The organism is Mesotoga sp. B105.6.4, from assembly GCF_002896535.1.
In the GTDB taxonomy this organism is placed as follows: domain Bacteria; phylum Thermotogota; class Thermotogae; order Petrotogales; family Kosmotogaceae; genus Mesotoga.
Genome location: NZ_JWIM01000099.1, coordinates 1 through 3,906, shown reverse-complemented (window position 1 = coordinate 3,906; position 3,906 = coordinate 1). Strand labels below are relative to the sequence as shown.

The 3,906-nt window shown below is 43.0% G+C and carries 3 protein-coding genes and 1 pseudogene; 3 read left to right on the top strand and 1 reads right to left on the bottom strand.

Translation table 11 applies throughout. The features are described from left to right. Window positions 1-97 precede the first annotated feature (97 nt). Window positions 98-661, top strand: a pseudogene (locus RJ60_RS14720) (DUF6305 family protein). A gap of 55 nt (window positions 662-716) precedes the next feature. Next, window positions 717-1,205, top strand: a complete 489-nt coding sequence (locus RJ60_RS14715) for a hypothetical protein (protein ID WP_099830070.1) — start codon at window positions 717-719, stop codon at window positions 1,203-1,205. 58 nt (window positions 1,206-1,263) lie between these two features. On the opposite strand, the gene RJ60_RS14710 is transcribed toward RJ60_RS14715, so the two are convergent. After that, window positions 1,264-1,971 (bottom strand): Crp/Fnr family transcriptional regulator, encoded by a 708-nt coding sequence (locus RJ60_RS14710; protein WP_099830071.1) that lies wholly within the window; start codon window positions 1,969-1,971, stop codon window positions 1,264-1,266. Between the two features lie 596 nt (window positions 1,972-2,567). Between RJ60_RS14710 and RJ60_RS14705 the strand changes: the two genes are divergently transcribed. Beyond that, on the top strand, window positions 2,568-3,287 hold the full coding sequence (locus RJ60_RS14705; RefSeq protein WP_099830072.1) for a hypothetical protein: 720 nt from the start codon (window positions 2,568-2,570) through the stop codon (window positions 3,285-3,287). Window positions 3,288-3,906 lie beyond the last annotated feature (619 nt).

The window sequence follows — 3,906 nt, the reverse complement described above, 5'->3', positions numbered from 1 at the left end:
AGAGTCTGAAGATTCAACCAAACTCATAGGTATAATTTGTCCGGGAAATTAGGTTCAGAAGAGAAGGAGAGGCCTCAGCTCCTGAGTATTGAGGAGAATGATCATGAGAAGAACGATACTAATAGTTGGATTGCTGATCGTCTGTATTGCCTGCTTTGCGCAGGAAAATGAGCAAGTAAGGTTCGAGCAGCCGGTGATAGTGACCTCCGCTGGTCAGTCTCCCGGTGCCCTTCAGTTAACTGTCGTAGCCAAAATGGCGAAGATCGAACACACTTTCGAAAAGCTGCTTAACGCCGATCAGTTTGAAATTGAAAGATACAAAACGCTAATGATAGTCGTTGGCGCAAGTGGAAGGGGTCTAGGAGCTGCAGGGATAGAGATTGACGCGGAACTTCAGAGAGTCTTGCTTCTCGCTCGGAAGGCCAAAGATTACGGAACCAAAATAATCGTTGACAACCTTCAAGGAGAGTCTCGGAGAGACTCTTCATCCGATGAAATCCTGTAGGCTCTAGCGCCATATGCCGACGCTCTATTTGCTAAAGTCGACGCTAATCAAGACGATTTGTTCACCAAGATAAGTGAGGAGAGATCCATTCCCCTCAAGCTTTTCGAAAAGACAGTGGATCTAGTTGAAGTTCTCAATGAATTCTTTGTGAGATAGATTATAGGGGCCTTAGGCCCCTTGCTTTTCTCTAAACGATCGGCGGTAATAGCAAATGAGAAAAACTCTTATCATCTTCATGCTGGTTCTCGTTGCATCATTTTCGATGGCAATTTTTTTCAGGCCTGACATTCGTGCAGGTTATGGTGTAACGAGCACCGGATGGCTCTCGGATTACTTCGAACCTCTCAAGGGAACGAACATGGATACTCCAGTCTATTACATGGACAGCGGAGTTCCCGGACCCACTTTTCTACTTATGGGTGGTACACATCCAATGGAGATCGCAGGAACCGTAGCCGCGACAATATTCGTTGAAAACGCTTTGGTGAAGAGCGGCAGGATAATTGTTCTGCCTTTTGGCAACAGCAGCGCGGCTTCAATAGGAACCGTATTCTATCCGAACCAGCCGGATCACTTTCTGCAAATTGAGTCGAAGTCGGGGCCCCGTTTCCTAGTATATGGAGACAGAAACACAGATGTAAACGATCAGGGCGTGTCTGACCCCGAGATCTTCATCCATTATCCTTTCGGTCAGGAATAACCAGGATACGAGTCGAGAAATCTTAGGGATGTTAAAGTCCTGAAGAGCGAGATTCGAATCACATCTCTGTTATCCTTTGCAGCTCCGATCTATCCTTGATCGAAATCTTCTTACGAGACAATTCAAGTATTCCAGATAATTGAAGTTCGTCAAGAATTGTGGTTACAGTCTCTCGAAAAAGACCAGTAGTGTCCGCCAGTTCTTGGTGGGTAATTCTTATAATAAGACTATCCTGCGACAGTCTCAAAAGAGTACTACATACTCTGATTGTGGCACTCTGGAGCACCGTTTCTTCTAACCTTAGGCGGGTCAAACGTAATCGCTGACTTACGATGTCGAGCAATCTTATTGCAACGATAGGCTTATACATAATCAACGCCTCGATATCGGATCGACCGAGCACGCATATTAGCGAATCTTCGATAGCTTCAGCAAAAGATTCTTGCATACTTTGTGCAGTCAGTGACATCTCTCCGAAAAAAGTTCCAGGGCCCAATGTATCTATGATAAGGCGTCTCCCGTCTTGATTGATCGTGTAGATCTGTACTTTACCTTTCTTCAACATATACAAGACCTCTACCTTTTCATCGGGACTGAAAAACACGTGTCCTGCTTTGCAGTAAGTCATTCTCACCATTGCTTCAACTTGCTCAACTTCTTCATCGGACAAGTCGCGAAAAATGTCGAGCTTTGAAATAAGGGTCAATTTCATCAACTGTTTAGATCCGGTCGTCGTTTTCAAGTTTGAAAGATTCTTACTCTTCATATCTATCACCTTCTGCGAACTCTGCCTATTCTCTTTTGAACTTCATCAGCAACTAGCTGCTGATATATTTGGGCGCTACAAAAAGGAGAGCATCCAAAAGACTCAATGATGATTGCATTAAATCAATTATGAATTTTAAGGAAGCCTGAATAAATCTTATCACAAGGATGGACAAGTTCATTGTAAAGGGAACTGTAAAGAATGAGAGGAGAAGGAACAAAGAGTACGATAAGATAAAGATACTGTAGTTGCTGGTTTTGTTGCTGACCAAGATACAAACCTAGATAAGAAGAATTAGAGAGAACCAATTCATACTTGAAGATATCATTGATGGTTCAGAATCCATATGGTACACAAGGAACAGAGACTTTGATATACCAGTCGGCCTCAAGATTCTCACTTACAATATTGTGGTCATTCACAACCACCTAAACCATCGCTAATTGAGAAAGATTATGGATATCATTCATTCTATCTATTTGATTTGTGAGACACCTCATCATCTCGTATTTGTCAGTTTTGTAGTACAGATTACAGAACCCACCTGTAATTGGTTGATACAATCAATTCATCTCAATAAAGGTAGGTGGATAGAAATGACCAGAAAACTGACCGTGAGTATCATATTAACTGTTATCGCAGCACTAGCAGTTTCGATTACGGGTTTTGCAGTAACTCCAACCCCTCAAGGCTTCGACAAGTACATAGTCTATATGGCAGCGGGTCGCTACAATGCAGATGTAGCGCCGGTTGAAGGAGATCTTTCGATGTGGTATCATAAAGATGTAATGGGGCGAAGCGACGAAGAGATTGCAGAAGTTCACGCTGAAGCAGATGCATATTTCGAGAAACAGTTTGGTCCCAATCTCCCCTCAGCAATGCCATTTGCTTTCGATCCCAGAGAAGAGTACCGCGCCTATGTAAGCTCAGGAGAAGAAGTGCCTTCCGAAGGCTGGGTTGTTAGAGACGGTGGATTCATGGTAATGCTCATGGAAGATACCGTTCTCTATGGCGAATATGGCGGCGAACAGGGAAAGTTTGTTCCGGCTGGATCAATGTTAGTGTATGGGGATTACAATATCGATAGGACTCCCTCCGGGAAAGATCCAATGATTATTCATTATCATTCCGCAGCGCCCATTATGATGCATCCATATGAACCAGGCTTCAAGATAGATTGTACAATCATCTCTGAAGAATTTGGCATAGGAAGAGCGCAAGGTTTTTCCAGTCCACTGATTGTTGATGGAATGACACAAGTCAATATACGAACCGTGTTGACATTCCCCGCATATGGACCTTCTATTCAGCACTAAATCCTAACGGTTAAGAAATAGTTAAGAAACTTTTAATTGCTTGAAAGAACTCCCGATTCAGAGAAAGCAGTTCTCTGAATCGGGGGTCTTATTCTTAACCCTGAGAGTAGAAACCAACCATATCCACGCCTAAGCCTAAGAATCTGAGAACGAAGATAATGCCCACTTTTTTGCGTTGCTACTCTGTGTTCGCAACAACTGAATCTTTTCCATAATGTCTGGAGACAGGGTTTTTCTCTCAATCAGAGAAGAGTAGATGATTGAGGACAGTCAGATTTGACCAACGCCAAAATATTAAATAACCTAAACTAGAGAGGAGGGCAAAGTATTGGACAGCAGAAGATTCGACGCGATAGTTATTGGTTCGGGCAAGGCCTATCATTACCCATAAGTTAAGGAGCTAAAAGAAATCATATTATGCTTCTTCAACCTTGGCAGTATACCCTGTATTTGACTCCTGTTGATCTTGATCTTAAATCCTCCCTTGAGGGAGGAGGACCTAAAATCATCATCCAAAGAGCTTCATAGGTCTTGAAGCTCTGCTCGGAGAACGGTGAACCGATAACGGACAACCATTTTCCTTGACTTTATCACTTTAACCCATAAAACAGAGAAGATA

Coding starts and splice junctions, on each gene's coding strand:
- RJ60_RS14715 (WP_099830070.1), top strand. CDS start 717: ATGAGAAAAACTCTTATCATCTTCATGCTGGTTCTCGTTGCATCATTT.
- RJ60_RS14710 (WP_099830071.1), bottom strand. CDS start 1,971: ATGAAGAGTAAGAATCTTTCAAACTTGAAAACGACGACCGGATCTAAA.
- RJ60_RS14705 (WP_099830072.1), top strand. CDS start 2,568: ATGACCAGAAAACTGACCGTGAGTATCATATTAACTGTTATCGCAGCA.